Source organism: Streptomyces sp. 7N604, from assembly GCF_052245475.1.
Classification (GTDB): domain Bacteria; phylum Actinomycetota; class Actinomycetes; order Streptomycetales; family Streptomycetaceae; genus Streptomyces.
In genome coordinates, this window is record NZ_JBQQBX010000020.1 from 1 (window position 1) to 15316 (window position 15316).

A 15316-nucleotide genomic window follows, 5' to 3' on the forward strand; every position below is an offset into this window, starting at 1 on the left:
CTGAACGAACCGCTTGGCCGCCTCCAACCGCAACCGCTCACGAAACGCCCGGCGTTCGGCGGTCAGCCCGCCGCCCTGCGCATACCTCATGGAGACGGCATACCGCAGGGATCACCAGCCGTCAGCCTCCAACGACACCACGCATTCAAGGTCAGTAGTGCCTAGCAGCTGGCCGAGTACGCCGAACTGCGGGCCCAAGGGGTGCCCCATGAACAGATCGCGGATCGCTTCGGCGTCAGCCGGTACGGCCTGTATCAGGCGATCACAAGGCATCGCGAGGCGCGGCTGAGGCTGTGTCCGCCATAGAGCTGGGCGGGGCCTGCCGCGATCGACGTCAGCGGTAGCCCTCGCCCTTCCAACTCCCCTGGATCACGCGACCAGGTGGGTGGAGCACCGCTGGGGGGGGGGCACTCCGTCTACGGGTGTGGCGTGTAGGGAGCGGCAACGGACCGTCAACGTTATCGAAGCGGTCCGGCTCTCCGGAGATACCCCCGAGATGCGGAGGGCCGGGCCGCCCATGTACGAACCCATGGCGACCGATTCGGGTCAGGGTCGCAGACAAGAGCATATGGGGCATGCAGCTCGATGTCCGGCCGCTCCGCGCCTTCGGCGGTTCTAACGGACTGGCCGAAGAAGCGGTAGCCGCGTACGTAGCCAAGTACGTCACCAAAGGCGCGGGTGCTGCCGGATCCGCCGGCGGCACCGACCACCGCCTCACCAGTGCCGAGGACATCGACCACGCACCCGTATCCCCGCACGTCCGCACGCTCATGCACACCTGCTGGCGCCTCGGCGGACTCCCCGAACTCGAACCGCTCCACCTGCGCGCCTGGGCTCACAGCCTCGGATACCGCGGCCACATCCTCACCAAGTCGCGCCGCTACTCCACCACGTATGCGGCATTACGAGCAGAGCGCGCGGCGCATGAACGCGCCGGAGCAGTACCCGCTCATGGCCTCGACACCGTCACGGAGGCGCGCTGGCGCTACGTCGGCTCAGGCCACACACGCGGCGCGGCACTCATCGCCGCTGGCATCGCGGATGATCTCGCCCGCAACAGGGAGATCGCGCGTGAGGCTCTCGGCGCGGCGGGTGATGCCACACGATGAGCCGCGATGAGACGAGCGGACCCACAAGCGAGCGGGAGAAAGCGGAGGAGGCTGCCGTACGCGCCTGGATCGAGCGGTACGTACGGGAGTCTCCCCCGCTCTCGGAAGATCAACTGCGCAGCATGGAGCAGATACTGGGGTTGACGCTCACTCGGCGGACCGCCACACCGGCGTGAGGAGGTCGACATCGAACACCTTGTTCCCCTTGCCTCCGGGGAGGGCGACGATTGCGTGAACGGCCTTCTTGATCAGTTCACGTCGCTGAGTGAGGGTCTTCGACTTCCAAGACTTCGCGATGTCCTCCCGAGCAGCCTCGGCTTCGGCCTTTCTTGCCAGGTGCTGTGCCTGGTCGGCACGTAGATCTTTGATTCGTACTTCGAGGGGCGGGAGGTTCCGAAAGAACGTCTCGTCATCCACGTCGCCGTCCTGCCATCGCTTCTCCAGCGCTTTGCGGCTCTGGATCGCGCGTTCCAGGGCGTCGCCCTTGTCCCACTCGGGTACGTCGCGCTGGGCTGCCTCGGCCTCTGCCTTGAGTTTGGCAATCACCAGCCTTTGGATGTACTTGTCCGTCTTGTCGCCGCGCTTGTAGGTCTTGTTGCAACCGCCGTCCACGGTCTTCTTGCACATGTAAGCGTGCTCGTACTTAAGCCAGTCGTTCGCCTTGATCCCGATCATCTTGTGGTTGCACACGGTCCCGTCCTCCAGCACGTTGCCGCATCGGAGGATGCCGGTCAGCAGGTACTTGTGAACCAGGCCTCCACGGGGCAAACCGCTTCCGCGCCCGCGTTCGCGGATCTTGGCTGTCACGGCGTACCACTCCTTGGGAGTGATGATCGGCTCCCACTCCCCGACGATCGGCTGATCGTCGCCGTCGCGGACAAGCTCACCCTTGATCTCCCGGTAGCCACAGAGTCGGGCATTCATCAGGACTTGCTTAACCGTCTGGTATTGGAAGGGATTGCCACGACTGGTGAGGAATCCGGCTTCCTTCCACCTCTTGGTGATCTCCGAGATGGAGGCTCCGGCGAGTACGTCATGCACTGCCTTGCGGATCGCCTCAGCCTCTTTGGGGCGAAGGGCGGTCATGTCGTCGTCCCAACCGAAGGGGCGCCACGCTGACACCGGCTGGCCGCGAATCGCCCTGCTGCGGTGGCTGTTCCGCGATCGGCGCTGCTTCTTGCGTGTCTCGCTGAGCGACATGGCGACTCCGACCAGACCCTTGATCTCGAACCCTTCGGCGTAGAGATCCTGCACCCCGTTTGAGTCGTGATAGACGCGACCCTCGTGGGAGGTGAACGCCTTCAGGTAGCGCTCCCAGTCGCTCGGGCGACGGTAAAGGCGGTCGTCGTTGACGGCCATGACGCCGTGGATCGGATAACCCTCGGGCGTGGTGCCCGTGGTGAGGTCCGTGAGCAGCTGCTCGAAGTCGTCTCGTACGACGGTCTCCTTGGACGCGCTCTTGTCGTTGTCCGTGTAGCGGTACACGACCAACCACCGGAAATTGTCGGCGGTCTCGGTCATGTCGCGGTGTTGGTCTTCGATGCCGTGGGCGTCCTTCACCCGCCCGTCGAAGGAGATCCGCGCGTAGCAGACAACGCACTTCAGGTCGGGGTCCGCCGCGAGCATCGCCCGGACCTCCTCGACCGAGGGCAGACCCTCGGGCACTCCGCGCAGCCTGCTGACGACCTCTTCCCGCTTCTCCATCTGGAGCCCTCCCCTGTCCGGTGGTCATCCGGTACGACCACGGTAGCGGATGGTGCGGTATCTATTGATGCTCTACGGCATGAAGATCTCGCATGACATCCGGCGCGAGCACGGCGGCGCGATGGACGAGGTGGAGGCGGACGCCGAGGCCGGGATGCGGCAGAAGTCGGAGGAGTTCGCGGCGGCGGGGAACCGCGTGTACCTGCCGATCGCGGACTGAGCGCGGCGCGAGCGGGGTCCGGGGCCGCGGCGGTGACGCCGTGCTCCGGGCCCGCTCAGTCGTCGGGGCCCGATCAGTCGTCGAGCGCGCCGAGGGCGTTCTTGGCGGCGGCGAGTGCGCCCTTGCTCATCGCGTCCGCGCCCGGCGCCTTCTTGCTGTCGAAGTCGCTGCCGTTGTAGGTCACCGTGACCAGTGCGTTGGCCTTGCGTACGACCACGACGGCCTCGCGGGTCTGCTGGCCGTCCTCCTTGGTGAGCTTCGTGCCGACGGAGGCCTCGTCCCCGAGGCCGGGCGCGGCCGTGGGCTGCTTCCGGTCGGCGTAGGCCGAGCGGGCCGCCTGGTCGGCCGGGGTGGTCTCGAAGGTCACGTCGAGCCAGCGGTAGTCGAATCCGTCCAGCGCGTGCCAGGAGCAGCCCGTACGGCGCTTGGGGTCGGCGGTGTTGAGCTCCGCGCCTGCCGTCTTCGCGCCCGGGACGAGTTCCTTCACCGTCTCTGCGGGGATGGCGGGGCAGGGGGCGGGCGGCTTGGCGATCGCCGGGGCGACGGCCGTGCTCCGCGGCGGGTTCGGGGCGCCTGCCGGCTCGGAGCCGGAGTCCGCGGCGGGGCGCGACGTCATGGCCCAGCCTGCGGTGGCGAGCACGGCAACCGGCAGCAGGCGGGCGGCCAGCGTGAGAGGGAGAGACGGCACGTCGGCGTTCGCTTCGGTCGTGAGGGGGCGACGGAACGAGACTGCCATATGAATCCGGTCACGAACAGACGCGCCGGGTACGCGTCACCGCACTCGGTGTGCGCGGGGCCCGCCACATCGGTTCGCGGCCGGTCACGTCGGCTCGTGCTCGGGGCCGCCGTAGTCCGGGCTCGTGTAGCCGGGGCTCTTGAAGGACGGGCGCTGTGAGGTCTCCTCCTCGGGGCCGCCCTCCGTGCTGAAGCCGGGGCGCGAATAGCCCAGTTGGGGCGTACGGCTCTGCAGGTCCGGGTCGCCGCCGTACGCGCCCTTGCCCCCGTACGCGCCCTCCCCGCTTCGCTTGGCCGGGGCCGCGGGGCCGGCCAGCGCCTCGCGGAGGAAGGGCAGCACGCCGCGCTCCAGCAGCGCCAGCCGCCATGCATCTCTGGCCCGGTCGAGCTCCACGGAGCGCTCGTCACGCGCCGACGCGCGCACCGAGCTCGAGCCGTTGCGCATGGCGGTGAGCAGCAGCCCGGCCATGGCTATGACGATGCCCGCGGCGGTCAGGGCCACGAAAACCCAGCCCGCGTTGATGAGCGGTCCCGCGGCGGGCTCGTCCGGGGCGACGGCGTGCAGCAGGTAGCCGATCAGCAGGAAGATCACGGCGGCGGTGCCGGCCAGCACCGGGGCGAGCACCGAGAAGATGGCCAGCAGGCCCGCGCCCGGGGCCTCCGCCGTCCCGCCCGCGACCGCGGCCAGCCCCATCCCACCTCTGCCGCCCTGCCCGATGCCGCCCTGGGCCTCCGTACGGGACGAGGTCGCGGGCGGCGCGTCCCGCAGTTCGTCGCGGAGTTTGACGTACTGCTGGTACTCGGCGGCGGCGCAGGCGGAGATGGCGGCGGAGGCGGCCAGCGCCATGGTGCGCAGCTGCTCGATGTTGAGCCGCCGGCCGATTGCGGCCAGATCCGGCCGCTGATTCGCCGTGCGCAGCGCCTCACCGAGGATCCGCTCGAACTCCGGGCGGTCCTCGGGAAGCAGATGCGGAGCGCTGTTCATGTGCATCCCCCGATGCTCCGTAGGCCTGCATGCCGACTCTCACCGGGCAGTTGGGCGGAAACGGAGGAGAGCCTGCTACGGATAAGCCGATGGTAGAGCGCTTCCGGCGCGGGGTGACAGGGTGTTTCCGGAAAATGCCCGAGCCGACGGCGCATTCACCTGCCCGTACGCCTGCCCCGAGATTCCTCAGTCAGCCAGGGGAAGTTGGACGACCAGCAGCTTTCCGGCCATCGTCACGCCGCCGTCCATGGCGATCGCGAGCCCGTCGGCGTACACATGCGGCCCCTGTACGTCGGGTCCCTCGTCGTCCTCGGCGTCCTCCGAGCCGACCTCGCCCAGGAGGTACGGGATGGGGCTGTGGCCGTGGACGATGCGCCGTCCGCCGTACCGCGACAGCAGCTCGTGCACGGCGTGCGGTCCGGCCTCGTCGTCGCGGAAGGCGAAGCGCTTGGTGAACTTGCGGAAGAGGTCCCAGCACTCGTCGGCGTCGTTGCGCTGCAGGATCTCGGTGACCTTGTCGTTGACGGCCTCGATCGAGTCGCCGTACTCGAGGTAGGCGGTGGTGTCGGAGTGCACGAGCAGATGCCCGTCCTCCTCGGCGACGGCGTCGAGCCGCGACATCCACTGCAGGTGGTGGTCCTCGAGGCGCTCCATGTCGGTGCGCTGGCCGCCGTTGAGCAGCCAGGCGGCCTGGAAGGAGGCGGTGCCCGCCCCCGAGTTGACGGGGGTGTCGCCGAACCGCTTGGCGCCGATGATCAGCAGCTCGTGATTGCCCATCAGGGCCTTGCAGTAGCCGCCGGCCGCCGCGGCCTCGGCCGACAGGCGCATGACGAGGTCGATGACGCCGACGCCGTCGGGGCCGCGGTCGGTGAAGTCGCCGAGGAACCAGAGCCGGGTGGTGCCCGCGGCCCAGTGGTCCTCGGCGTCGATCAGGCCCTGGGTGCGCAGCGCCTCGCGCAGCTCGTCGAGGTAGCCGTGGACGTCGCCCACGACGTAGAGCGGTCCGGGGCCGCCCTCGGCAGCGGCGGTGCCGTCCGCCTCGGTCCCGGCGACGGGGCTGAGGGCGAGGGTCGCTCCGTCGTCCGTGCCCTCGCGGCCGATGACCGGGAGGTCGCGCTCGGTCGGTGTGTGCTCGGGCGGGAGGTCCGTCGGGACCGAGGTGCGCGGGGCGGCGGGGGAGGCGTACCGGTGCGTGGGGGAGGCGTGCGGGGGCTCCGGGGATCCGTGCGGGGGCGCGGAAGGCATGCCGTGCGTGGGGGCGGGCGAAACCCCCGCCGTGGCCCCTACCGCGGGTCCCTGACCGGCCCCCTGAGTCATCGACCCCTCCACCTTCGCGCCTGGCGTGCACCGGTCGGACCCCTTCCCCTGCCCGGTGCGGGGGAACCCCGGCGAAACGAGCGGGAGAACCCCTGGTCGACGGGCGGTCCGCAGTGTCGTGCGCCCATCATAGGAATGCTGCTCGCGGGTTGTGACGCACCAGGGGGCTGTCAATCACGGCGGCGTCGGCGATCGCCGGGCTTTTCTCCCGAAATTGCCTGGTAGCGCCCTGTGGAGAGGACGCCCCGAGAAGCCCGGCGAGCGGGTCAGCCGTGTGGGGCCGATCGTGGTGCGCTGACCGTCGTACGCGGCGGGCGGCGCTGGGAGGAGGTCCGCACGATCAGTTCTGTCGGTATCACCTTCTCGACCGTACGGCCGCCGTTCAGGCCCTCGATGGCGTCGATCAGCAGTTGCACGACGGCGGTTCCGATCCGGCGGGGCTTGAGGGAGAGCGTGGTGATGGGCGGTTCGGTGGAGGCGTAGACGGTGGACTCGCTGCAGCAGATCAGCAGCAGGTCGTCGGGGACGCGCAGGCCGTAGCGGCGGGCCGCGGCGAGCAGGTCGGTGCCGTTGGGGTCGAAGAGCCCGTAGACGGCGTCGGGGCGGTCCGGCCGGGCCAGCAGCCGGTCGGCGGCGACGGCACCGGCACACGGGTCGTGGGCCGGGTACTCCTCGTACACAGGGTCCTGGCCGACGCGTTCGCACCAGGCAAGGTACGCCGAGGTGGACAGCCGGGTGTACGTGTCGGTGCTGGTGCCGGTGAGCAGGCCGATGCGGCGGGCGCCGGCCTCGGCGAGGTGGTCGAGGAGGCCGAGAACGGCGGCCTCGTGGTCGTTGTCGACCCATGCGGTGACGGGGAGCGAGCCGGCGGGGCGGCCGTCGGAGACGACGGGGAGGCCCTGGCGGACGAGTTCGGTCACCACCGGGTCGTGGTCGGAGGGGTCGATGACGATGGTGCCGTCGAGGGCGACGTTCGACCAGACGTCGTGGCGGGAGGTGGCGGGCAGGATGACGAGTGCGTAGCCGCGGGCGAGGGCGGCGGAGGTCGCGGCACGCGCCATCTCGGCGAAGTAGGCGAACTCGGTGAAGGTGAAAGGTTCATCCCCGTACGTGGTGACGGTGAGACCGATGAGACCGGATCTCCCGGTCCTGAGGGTGCGGGCCGCTGCGGACGGGCGGTAGCCCAGCCGGTCGGCGACTTCGCGAACGTGGCGCCGTGTGGCGTCGGGGAGCCGGCCCTTGCCGTTGAGGGCGTCGGAGACTGTCGTGATTGAGACACCGGCGGCGGCGGCCACATCCCGGATGCCCGCGCGCCCCAGTCGACGGCCGGGCGACCGGCTCACCTGGTGCTTCCCTGCTGCTGTCATGGCGAGCCGATAGTAGGGCTCGGGTGGTCCATTCGCGGGACCCCTCGAATCGCCGACGACAGGCACGTTTCTGCATGACCATCTTCCCTCAACTGCCTTGAAATACAAGAGAGTTGGGGATTCCTGAGGAGAACTGGGGGGCGTTCTCGGGGGCTCACCTGCGCATTGGTCTTGGTCTCGAAGCGGTCTCAAGTCACCTTCACGAGGGATGCGCGCCAAGGCGTACGCCACGGGCGCGCGCTACGAGAAAGGGCGCTCCCCCCGGCCCTCACGCCCAGCACGGCAATCCTCATAAGGTGTGGAGTATTGCTGTTGTGCCGGACGGTCGAGGAGGACCCGCGGTGACTGAAAAGACCCCGAAGCTGCGCGATGCGCTGAACGGCATCCCGACGTACAAGCCGGGCCGGCCCGCAGCTGCCGCGGGCGGCCGCGTGACGTACAAGCTGTCCTCCAACGAGAACCCGTACCCGCCGCTGCCCGGCGTCATGGAGACCGCGCTGGCCGCGGCGGCCGACTTCAACCGCTACCCGGACATGGCCTGCACCGTGCTGATGGCGGAGCTCGCCGAGCGCTTCGGCGTTCCCGTGGAGCACCTGGCGACGGGCACCGGCTCGGTCGGCATCGCGCAGCAGCTCGTCCAGTCGACCTCGGGACCGGGCGACGAGGTGGTCTACGCCTGGCGGTCCTTCGAGGCGTACCCGATCATCACGCAGATCAGCGGGGCGCGGCCGGTGCAGGTGCCGCTGACCGCGGGCGAGGTGCACGACCTGGACGCCATGGCGGACGCCGTCACCGACAGGACCCGGCTGATCTTCGTCTGCAACCCGAACAACCCGACCGGGACGGCGGTGCGCCGGGCCGAGCTCGAGCGCTTCCTCGACCGGGTGCCGACCGATGTGCTGGTGGTGCTGGACGAGGCGTACAAGGAGTTCATCCGCGACCCCGAGGTGCCGGACGGCCTCGAGATCTACCGGCAGCGGCCCAACGTGTGCGTGCTGCGCACTTTCTCGAAGGCGTACGGCCTGGCCGGGCTGCGGGTCGGCTTCGCGGTGGCGCACGAGCCGGTGGCGGCGGCGCTGCGCAAGACCGCGGTGCCGTTCGGGGTGAGCCAGCTGGCGCAGGACGCGGCGGTCGCCTCGCTGCGCTGCGAGGACGAGCTGCTGGGACGGGTCGGCTCGCTGGTCGGCGAGCGGAAGCGGGTGGAGGAAACGCTGGCCGAGCAGGGCTGGACGGTCCCCGACTCGCAGGCGAACTTCGTATGGCTGCGGCTGGGGGAGCGAACGGTGGACTTCGCGGAGGCGTGCGAGAAGGCCGGCGTGGTCGTACGGCCGTTCCCGGGGGAGGGCGTCCGGGCCACGATCGGGGAGAACGAGGCGAACGACCTGCTGCTGCGGGTGGCGGCGGAGTTCCGGCTGGGGCTGTAGGACCGGCCTGCCGGGGCCGCAGGGCGGCCGGGGACCCCCGGCCGCCGGCGGCGGATTTGTATGTGCCATCATGGCTTGTGAATGTGAACGCGTTCACAAGCTCGCTTTCGAAGGGCAGTGTGCGAGCGTGGCCGCAACGACGTAAGGAGAGGGCGGCATGGACCTGGCTTTGGCGCCAGAAACCCTGGCCCGCTGGCAGTTCGGCATCACCACCGTCTACCACTTCCTCTTCGTTCCCCTGACGATCTCCCTCGCCGCGCTGGTCGCGGGCCTGGAGACGGCCTGGGTGCGGACGGGCAAGGAGAAGTACCTCCGGGCGACGAAGTTCTGGGGCAAGCTCTTCCTGATCAATATCGCCATGGGTGTCGTCACCGGCATCGTGCAGGAGTTCCAGTTCGGCATGAACTGGTCCGACTACTCCCGCTTCGTCGGCGACGTCTTCGGTGCGCCGCTCGCCTTCGAGGCGCTGATCGCGTTCTTCTTCGAGTCCACCTTCATCGGGCTGTGGATCTTCGGCTGGGACAAGCTGCCCAAGAAGATCCACTGTGCGTGCATGTGGACGGTGGCGATCGGCACCATGCTGTCCGCGTACTTCATCCTGGCCGCCAACTCCTGGATGCAGCACCCGGTGGGCTGGCGGTTCAACGAGGCCTCGGGCCGCGCCGAGCTCACCGACTTCTGGCGCGTCATCAGCCAGGACACCACCCTGGTCGTCGTCTTCCACACGCTGACCGCGGCCTTCCTCACCGGTGGCGCCTTCATCGTCGGGATCGCCGCCTATCACCTGATGCGCGGCAGGCACATCCCGGTCATGCGCACCTCGCTCCGCCTCGGCCTGGTCACGCTCGTCGTCGCAGGCCTGCTCACCGCGGTCAGCGGCGACCGGCTCGCCAAGGTCATGTTCGAGCAGCAGCCGATGAAGATGGCCGCGGCCGAAGCCCTGTGGGAGAGCGAGGCGCCGGCACCCTTCTCCCTCTTCGCGTACGGCGATGTCGAGAAGGGCCACAACACGGTCGCCCTCGAGATCCCCACGCTGCTGTCCTTCCTCGCCAACGACGACTTCACCTCCGAGGTCCCGGGCATCAACGACGTGAACAGGGCCGAGCAGGAACGGTTCGGGCCCGGCGACTACCGGCCCAACATCCCCGTCGCGTACTGGGGCTTCCGCTGGATGATCGGCTTCGGCATGACGTCGTTCGCCATCGGCGTCGCCGGTCTCTGGCTCAGCCGCAAGAAGCGCTGGCTCGCGCCCGCGCTGCGCACGGGCGAGGACCAGGTGCCGCGGCTCGCGCTCACCAAGGGCAGGGCGCTCGGACCCAAGCTCACCACCTGGTACTGGCGGATCGCCCTGCTCACCATCACGTTCCCGCTGATCGCCAACTCCTGGGGCTGGATCTTCACCGAGATGGGCCGCCAGCCGTGGGTCGTCTACGGCGTCCTGCGCACCGCCGACGCCGTCTCCCCCGGCGTCTCCCAGGGCGAGGTCCTCACCTCGATGATCGTCTTCACCGCGCTCTACGCGATCCTCGCCGTCGTCGAGGTCAGGCTCCTCCTGAAGTACGTGAAGGCCGGACCGCCCGAGCTCACCGACGCCGACCGCAACCCGCCCACCAGGATCGGCGGCGACGCGGACGCCGACCGCCCGATGGCCTTCTCGTACTGAGGCCCGGAGAACACTGAGAGGAGCGAGGCATGGAACTCCACGACGTATGGTTCGTCGTCATCGCCGTCCTGTGGACCGGCTACTTCTTCCTCGAGGGCTTCGACTTCGGAGTCGGTGTGCTGACCAAGCTGCTGGCCCGGGACCGGAGCGAGCGCCGGGTGCTCATCAACACCATCGGGCCGGTCTGGGACGGGAACGAGGTGTGGCTGATCAGCGCGGGCGCGGCGACCTTCGCCGCCTTCCCCGAGTGGTACGCCACCCTCTTCTCCGGCTTCTACCTGCCGCTTCTGCTGATCCTGGTCTGCCTGATCATCCGCGGTGTCGCCTTCGAGTACCGGGCCAAGCGCAGCGAGGAGCGCTGGCAGACCAACTGGGAACACGCGATCTTCTGGACATCGCTGCTGCCCGCCGTGGCGTGGGGCATCGCCTTCGGCAACATCGTGCGCGGGGTGAAGATCGACGCGGACAAGGAGTACGTCGGGAATCTGCTCGATCTGCTCAATCCGTACGCGCTGCTGGGCGGTCTGGTGACGCTGGCCCTGTTCACCTTCCACGGGGCGGTGTTCACGGCGCTCAAGACGGTCGGTGACATCCGGGGGCGGGCGCGGCGGCTCGCGACCGGGCTGGGTCTTGTGTCGGCAGTGCTCGCGCTCGGCTTCCTCATCTGGACCCAGCTCGACAAGGGGGACGGATCGAGCCTGATCGCGGCCGCCGTCGCGGTGGTGGCGCTGGTCGGAGCCATCGGGTTCAACCTGGCGGGGCGCGAGGGCTGGTCGTTCGCGATGTCCGGCGTGACGATCGTCGCCGCTGTGGCGATGCTCTTCCTGACGCTCTTCCCGAACGTCATGCCGTCGTCGCTGGACCCGCGGTGGAACCTGACGGTCGCCAACGCATCGTCCACCCCGTACACGCTGGAGATCATGACGTGGTGTGCGGGCATCGCCACTCCGCTGGTGATGCTCTACCAGGGCTGGACGTACTGGGTCTTCCGCAAGCGGATCGGTACGCAGCACATCGCGGATGCTTCGCACTGAGCGCGGCGCAGTGAAGGCGGTGGACCGAATGCGGTGGGCTGAGATGCTCTGCATGCTCGACCAGGGATGTTTCACGTGAAACCCATCGACCCGCGACTGCTCCGGCACGCCCGCGCCACCCGCGGTTTCCTGGCCGCGGCCGTGGCGCTCGGGCTGGCCGGGGCAGGGCTGGTCGTCGCCCAGGCGATGCTCATCGCCGAGGTGGTCGTCGGGGCTTTCCAGCGGGACCTGACGGCCGGCGATCTCGGCAGGCCGCTGCTGCTGCTCGCCGCCGTGTCGGTGGGGCGGGGGCTCGTATCGTGGCTCACCGAGCTGGCCGCGCACCGGGCGAGCGCATCGGTCAAGTCGGAGCTGCGGCTCCGGCTGCTGGAGCACGCCGTACGGCTCGGTCCTGCATGGCTGAGCGGGCAGCGGACCGGCGAGCTGACCGCGCTCGCCACGCGCGGCGTCGACGCGCTGGACGACTACTTCGCGCGCTATCTGCCGCAGCTCGGGCTGGCGGTGGTGGTGCCGGTGGCGGTGCTGGCGCGGATAGTGACGGCGGACTGGGTGTCGGCGGCCGTCATCGTCCTGACACTTCCGCTGATCCCGCTCTTCATGGTGCTGATCGGCTGGGCCACGCAGGCCCGGATGGACCGTCAGTGGCGGCTGTTGTCCCGGCTGTCCGGGCACTTCCTCGACGTCGTCGCAGGGCTGCCGACCCTCAAGGTCTTCGGGCGGGCCCGCGCCCAGGCGGAGTCGATCCGCGCGATCACCGGTGACTACCGGCGGGCCACGCTCCGGACCCTTCGGATCGCCTTCCTTTCGTCGTTCGCGCTGGAGCTGCTGTCGACGCTGTCGGTGGCGCTGGTCGCGGTCGGGATCGGTATGCGGCTGGTCCACGGGGACCTGGATCTGTATACGGGCCTCGTCATCCTGGTCCTGGCTCCCGAGGCGTATCTGCCGCTGCGGCAGGTGGGCGCGCAGTACCACGCCGCGGCGGAGGGACTCGCGGCGGCGGACGAGGTGTTCGCGGTGCTGGAGACCCCGCCGCGCGAGGACGGCACCGCGGCCGCGCCGGACGCGCGCGGCGCGGCGATCCGGGTGGAACGCCTGGTCGTACGGCATGCAGGGCGTGCGGAACCGTCGCTTCCCGAGACGTCGTTCGTGGTGGCTCCCGGCGAGACGGTCGCACTCACCGGGGCGAGCGGGGTGGGCAAGTCGACGCTGCTCGGGGCAGTGCTCGGCTTCGCCGAACCGTCGTCGGGGCGGGTGCTCGTCGGCGACGCGGACCTGGCGGGCGTATCCCGCGAGAGCTGGCGGCGGCAGATCGCGTGGCTTCCGCAGCGGCCGTACCTCTTCGCCGGGACGGTCGCCGAGAACGTACGGCTGGCGCGGCCGGACGCGGACGGCGCCGCGGTACGGGACGCCCTGCGAGCCGCGGGTGCGCTGGACTTCGTAGCCGAGCTGCCGGAAGGCCAGGACACCGCACTCGGCGAGGACGGTGCGGGCCTGTCGGCGGGCCAGCGCCAGCGGATCGCCCTGGCCCGCGCCTTCCTGGCGGACCGGCCGGTGCTGCTGCTCGACGAGCCGACGGCGAACCTGGACGGCGAGACGGAGTCCTCGATCCTCGATGCCATCCGCCGCCTCGCCGCCGACCGCACGGTCCTCATGGTCGCCCACCGCCCGGCCCTCCTCCCGCTCGCGGACCGGGTGATCGCCCTGTCCGGGGCAGCGGGCGCGGCTGCGACCGGGACCGCCACCGAGGCGGGCGCGGCCGCTGCCGTCGGCGCCGCTCACCGCACCGCGGCTTCGGCGCGGGCTCTTCCCACCCACCCGCCCCAAGACGGGTGCGAAGCGCCCGTTCAAGCGGGTGGGTGGGGAGGGAACTCCCGCCCGGAGCGCGGGGGTCCGCTGGGGTGGGTGCGCCGGATGGCGCGGACGCGGCGCGGCCGGTTCGGGCTCGCGCTGCTGCTCGGAACCCTCGCGCTCGGCAGTGCCGTCGGCCTCATGTCCGTATCCGGCTGGCTCATCTCGCGGGCCTCCGAACAGCCGCCCGTGCTCTACCTGATGGTCGCCGTGACGGCCACCCGCGCCTTCGGCATCGGCCGCGCCGTCTTCCGCTACGCCGAGCGCCTCGTCGCCCACGATGCCGTCTTCCGCATGCTCGCGGACCTGCGCGTGGCGGTTTACGCGCGCCTGGAGCGCCTCGCCCCCGCCGGTCTGAAGGAGACCCGCCGCGGCGACCTCCTCTCCCGGCTCGTCGCGGACGTCGACTCGCTCCAGGACTACTTCCTCCGCTGGCTCCTCCCCGCAGGAGCCGCCGCACTCGTCGGTGCCGGATCCGTCGGCTTCACCATGTGGCTCCTCCCGGAGGCCGGTGCCGTACTCGCCGCCGGCCTGCTCGCCGCCGGAGTCGGCGTGCCGCTGCTCTCCGGGGCGCTCGCCCGCCGCGCCGAGCGGCAGCTCGCCCCCGCCCGCGGCGCGCTCGCGACCCGGGTCGTCGACCTCCTCACCGGCGCGGCAGAGTTCACCGTCGCAGGCGCGCTCACGGCCCGTACGGACGACGCTCGCGCCGCGGACCGCGCGCTGACCCGGTCCGCGGCGAGGTCCGCGGCCGCCGCCGGGGCGGGCGCCGGGCTGTCCGCGCTGGTCTGCGGCCTGACGGTGGCGGCCGCCGCGTGGACGGGCGTGCAGGCCGTGCACGACGGCCGCCTCTCGGGTGTGGCCCTTGCGGTCGTCGTGCTGACCCCGCTCGCCACGTTCGAGGCGGTCGCGGGTCTCCCCCTCGCCGTTCAGTACCGGCAGCGCAGCCGCCGCGCCGCCGAGCGGGTGCGGGACGTGCTGGACGCGCCGGCGCCCGTACGGGAGCCCGCGCACCCGGCCGAGCCGCCCGCCGGTCCCTTCCCCCTGGCCGTACGGAATCTGACCGCCCGCCACCCCGGGCAGCAGGCCCCCGCGCTGCGCGGCCTCGACCTCGACCTGACCCCCGGCCGCCGTATCGCCGTCGTCGGCCCCTCGGGCTCCGGCAAGACGACGCTCGCGCAGGTACTGCTCCGGTTCCTGGACGCCGAAGCCGGTACGTACACCCTGGCCGGGACCGATGCCTCGGCGCTCGACGGCGACGCTGTACGGCGGCTGGTCGGCCTCTGCGCCCAGGACGCGCACATCTTCGACAGCTCGCTGCGCGAGAACCTGCGGCTGGCCAGGCCGCCCGCGACGGACGCCGACCTGCGGGAAGCCCTCGCCCGGGCCCGGCTGCTCGACTGGGTCGACGGCCTTCCCGACGGCCTCGACACGCTCGTGGGCGAGCACGGCGCCCGCATGTCCGGCGGCCAGCGGCAGCGGCTCGCGCTCGCACGCGCCCTGCTCGCCGACTTCCCCGTCCTCGTCCTGGACGAGCCCGCAGAGCACCTCGACCTGCCGACCGCCGACGCGCTCACCGCGGACCTGCTCGCCGCGACCGAGGGCCGTACGACCCTCCTGATCACCCACCGCCTGGCCGGGCTCGCGTCCGTGGACGAGGTGGTCGTGCTGGAGCGGGGGCGGGTCGCGCAGCGCGGGAGGTACGGGGAGCTGGCCGCGGCGGACGGCCCGTTCCGGCGGATGCTGGACCGGGAGGAGGCGGCGGAGACCCACCTGACCGCCCTGAGTGCCTGACTGCCCTGAGTGCCTGACTGCCCTGAGTGCCTGACCGCCCCGCCCCCTGACCGCGCCGCCCCCCTGACCGCCCGAGGGACTCATCGGGCTCGACGTCAGCCGCAGAGACGACGACCGGA

Annotated in this window: 10 protein-coding genes and 1 pseudogene; 6 read left to right on the forward strand and 5 right to left on the reverse strand. The window is 70.6% G+C overall.

Annotated elements, in window-relative coordinates:
* Positions 1 to 575 precede the first annotated feature (575 nt).
* Positions 576 to 1109, forward strand: coding sequence for a replication initiator (locus tag ACTWP8_RS22040; protein WP_443323888.1), 534 nt, complete (start codon positions 576 to 578; stop codon positions 1107 to 1109).
* Positions 1110 to 1256: 147 nt separating this feature from the next.
* Here ACTWP8_RS22040 and ACTWP8_RS22045 read toward each other — a convergent pair whose 3' ends face one another.
* Positions 1257 to 2813 (reverse strand): recombinase family protein, encoded by a 1557-nt coding sequence (locus tag ACTWP8_RS22045; protein WP_443323889.1) that lies wholly within the window; start codon positions 2811 to 2813, stop codon positions 1257 to 1259.
* Positions 2814 to 2892: 79 nt separating this feature from the next.
* Between ACTWP8_RS22045 and ACTWP8_RS22050 the strand changes: the two are divergent.
* Positions 2893 to 3033: pseudogene (locus ACTWP8_RS22050) on the forward strand (thiamine biosynthesis protein ThiC); the annotation flags it as partial.
* A gap of 73 nt (positions 3034 to 3106) precedes the next feature.
* Here the strand turns inward: ACTWP8_RS22050 and ACTWP8_RS22055 are convergent.
* The 4 genes from ACTWP8_RS22055 to ACTWP8_RS22070 form a co-directional block, all read right to left on the reverse strand.
* Complete coding sequence (locus ACTWP8_RS22055; RefSeq protein WP_443323890.1) at positions 3107 to 3721, reverse strand: hypothetical protein; 615 nt, start codon at positions 3719 to 3721, stop codon at positions 3107 to 3109.
* 132 nt (positions 3722 to 3853) lie between these two features.
* On the reverse strand, positions 3854 to 4759 hold the full coding sequence (locus ACTWP8_RS22060) for a hypothetical protein (RefSeq protein WP_443323891.1): 906 nt from the start codon (positions 4757 to 4759) through the stop codon (positions 3854 to 3856).
* Between the two features lie 180 nt (positions 4760 to 4939).
* Entirely contained in the window at positions 4940 to 5998 is a 1059-nt protein-coding gene (locus ACTWP8_RS22065) for a metallophosphoesterase (RefSeq protein ID WP_443323892.1), read from the reverse strand.
* Positions 5999 to 6336: 338 nt separating this feature from the next.
* Positions 6337 to 7437, reverse strand: a complete 1101-nt coding sequence (locus ACTWP8_RS22070) for a LacI family DNA-binding transcriptional regulator (protein WP_443323893.1) — start codon at positions 7435 to 7437, stop codon at positions 6337 to 6339.
* Between the two features lie 341 nt (positions 7438 to 7778).
* Here ACTWP8_RS22070 and hisC point away from each other — a divergent pair, with 341 nt between their 5' ends.
* The 4 genes from hisC to cydD all read left to right on the forward strand — a co-directional run bounded on the left by hisC (position 7779) and on the right by cydD (position 15197).
* Positions 7779 to 8861 carry a histidinol-phosphate transaminase gene (hisC, locus tag ACTWP8_RS22075; RefSeq protein WP_443323894.1) on the forward strand — a complete coding sequence of 361 codons (1083 nt, stop codon included), beginning with the start codon at positions 7779 to 7781 and terminating at the stop codon, positions 8859 to 8861.
* Between the two features lie 157 nt (positions 8862 to 9018).
* Complete coding sequence (locus ACTWP8_RS22080; protein ID WP_443323895.1) at positions 9019 to 10524, forward strand: cytochrome ubiquinol oxidase subunit I; 1506 nt, start codon at positions 9019 to 9021, stop codon at positions 10522 to 10524.
* 29 nt (positions 10525 to 10553) lie between these two features.
* The gene (gene cydB / locus ACTWP8_RS22085) at positions 10554 to 11558 is read left to right on the forward strand and encodes a cytochrome d ubiquinol oxidase subunit II (RefSeq protein ID WP_443323896.1); all 1005 of its coding nucleotides are present in this window, start codon (positions 10554 to 10556) and stop codon (positions 11556 to 11558) included.
* A gap of 75 nt (positions 11559 to 11633) precedes the next feature.
* The gene (cydD, locus tag ACTWP8_RS22090; protein WP_443323897.1) at positions 11634 to 15197 is read left to right on the forward strand and encodes a thiol reductant ABC exporter subunit CydD; all 3564 of its coding nucleotides are present in this window, start codon (positions 11634 to 11636) and stop codon (positions 15195 to 15197) included.
* Positions 15198 to 15316: the final 119 nt, after the last annotated feature.